The following is a 1,991-nucleotide window of genomic DNA, read 5'->3' as shown; positions in this document are numbered from 1 at the left end:
GAGTACAAGCTGGGCAGCTTCGAGGCGAAACTCGGGGCTAAAATTACGTCTGTTACGTCCGGTCATAATGTCACCTGTTTTGACTATGAGGCGATGATATCACCTCTATTCAGGTGGCCAGATTTAGGCTGTGTCCCTTAATTGCATAACTTCTTGTAAAAGAGCCGGATGCAGCCCAGTTTCACCATCGACAGATAATTTCTCGCCGTTTTATCGTAACGATTAGCGATGCGACGGTATTCTTTCAAGCGGCCAAAACACCGCTCAACAACGTTGCGATTTCGGTAGGCATCACGGTCGAGTTGTGAACGCCATCCGATGCCATTTTTTCATTAGATTTTCGGGGGATAACCACTTTTATCCCTTTTCGTTTCAGCTCATTGCGAAGTGCATGTCCCGAGTAGGCCTTATCAGCCAGCACCGCATGACCACGACGTTTCATACTGCCGTTCTGATGCTGAACACCAATACCATCCAGCAGGCGTAATGCGAACTGGCTTTCGTGAGCCTGTCCGGGACTCAGTACAATGTTTAACGGCAGACCGCCTGCGTCTGTCGCCAGATGGATTTTGGTGCCAAAACCACCGCGAGAGCGACCCAGCCCATTATCTGCGGTGATATCGATATGTTTTTTTGAGCGCCGGCAGCACATTTCAGCGCGCGGATATTGCTGCCATCCAGCGCCGTGGCAGACCAGTCAACAAGGCCGTTTGCATCAAGTAACGAAAGTAACCTGTTGAAAATAATGTTAATAACACCCGATTTTGACCACCGGTTAAAGCGATTATAAACCGTTTTCCACGAACCATATCGCTCAGGTAAATCGCGCCAGGGTGCGCCAGAACACAACACCCAGAACATACCGTTAATGATTTTACGATGCTCAGCCCATGGGCGTCCGGCCCGTGGGGATGTGGGTTCAGCAGGCAGCAAGGGCTGGATGATGCTCCATGCTTCATCGGGAAGATCGTATCGGGCCATAGTTCAATGTGTTGTGGGAACAAGTAGTTACTATAGCTCAGGTGATTAAGGGACACAGCCTAGTATTCCACTACATAGAAGCATAGGCAGGTAATCCCGCCTATGCTCGCAGGTTCAGATTTTCAATCTCCGGTAATCTTTACCGCGAATATCATTATACCCGTCGGTTATTTGCTGATACTTATGACCAAGCAATGTACGCGTATCCACCCCCTGTTCGCGATACAGCCTTTCCGAAAGAGAGCGCTGCTCCCGGAAGCTAGGCGGCATTTTTCCGCCAGCGGCTTCTATGCCTGCCGATTCTCTGCATTTTTGAAACCAGCACGTCAGAGACCACAGGTGAACCGGCTTGCCTTTATGCTGGATCAGCCAGCCGTTACTGGGACACATATCCACGACTTCACCCAGCGTGCAGCCCAATGACGCCAGTTTTAACGTCAGAGGCAGGGCTATACGCTCCGCCGTTTTCTGCTGATCAATATGCAGGTAGCCATCCCGGACATGGCTTGAATGCATTTTGGCGATGTCCGCTCTCCGCTGACCGGTCATAATGGCTAACAGCATGGCTCGCTGGAAATAGTCAGGCGCACAATAGCTTGCCGCTTTAAATATCAGAAGCCACTCGTTAAAGAGCAGGCGCTCGGTCTTAACAGCGGTCAGCAAGGGACGGGACAGTAACGCAGGATTGTGCCCTGGTGGAATTACGCCCTCTCGCTGTGCTTCTAAAAACATATTGGAAAGATTTATCCTTAACCGCCGGGCGGCAAAAGGCGCGGTGTCGGCTTTTTGTTTTATTTCTGCGGTTATCTCTGAAATAGACAGCGCGTTCAGAGGTTTCACCCCCCACGTTGCAGAACAAAAGCGGATGAGCCGTTTATAGTCCCCCCATGTTTTCGGCTTGATTTCGCCCACAGTAAGCCGGTTCAGCACAATAGCTTCATATTTCAACATCCATTCATTAACAGTAACTGACATAAATCCTCCTGGTTAAATTGAGCTGCCTGCACGGC

1 protein-coding gene and 1 pseudogene are annotated in these 1,991 nt (G+C 50.2%); both read right to left on the bottom strand.

What is annotated here, in order from left to right:
* Positions 1-137 precede the first annotated feature (137 nt).
* Positions 138-981, bottom strand: a pseudogene (locus tag AACU55_RS16765) (IS5 family transposase).
* 114 nt (positions 982-1,095) lie between these two features.
* A complete protein-coding gene (locus tag AACU55_RS16760) occupies positions 1,096-1,956 on the bottom strand; it encodes a tyrosine-type recombinase/integrase (protein WP_134707154.1) in 861 nt (286 codons plus the stop codon).
* Between the last annotated feature and the right edge of the window lie 35 nt (positions 1,957-1,991).

The organism is Rahnella sp. CJA17(1/100), from assembly GCF_963881615.1.
Classification (GTDB): Bacteria; Pseudomonadota; Gammaproteobacteria; order Enterobacterales; family Enterobacteriaceae; genus Rahnella; species Rahnella aceris.
The sequence above is the reverse complement of the archived record's forward strand: the minus strand, read 5'-3'. Positions and strand labels throughout refer to the sequence as shown.

Coding starts and splice junctions, on each gene's coding strand:
- AACU55_RS16760 (WP_134707154.1), bottom strand. CDS start 1,956: ATGTCAGTTACTGTTAATGAATGGATGTTGAAATATGAAGCTATTGTG.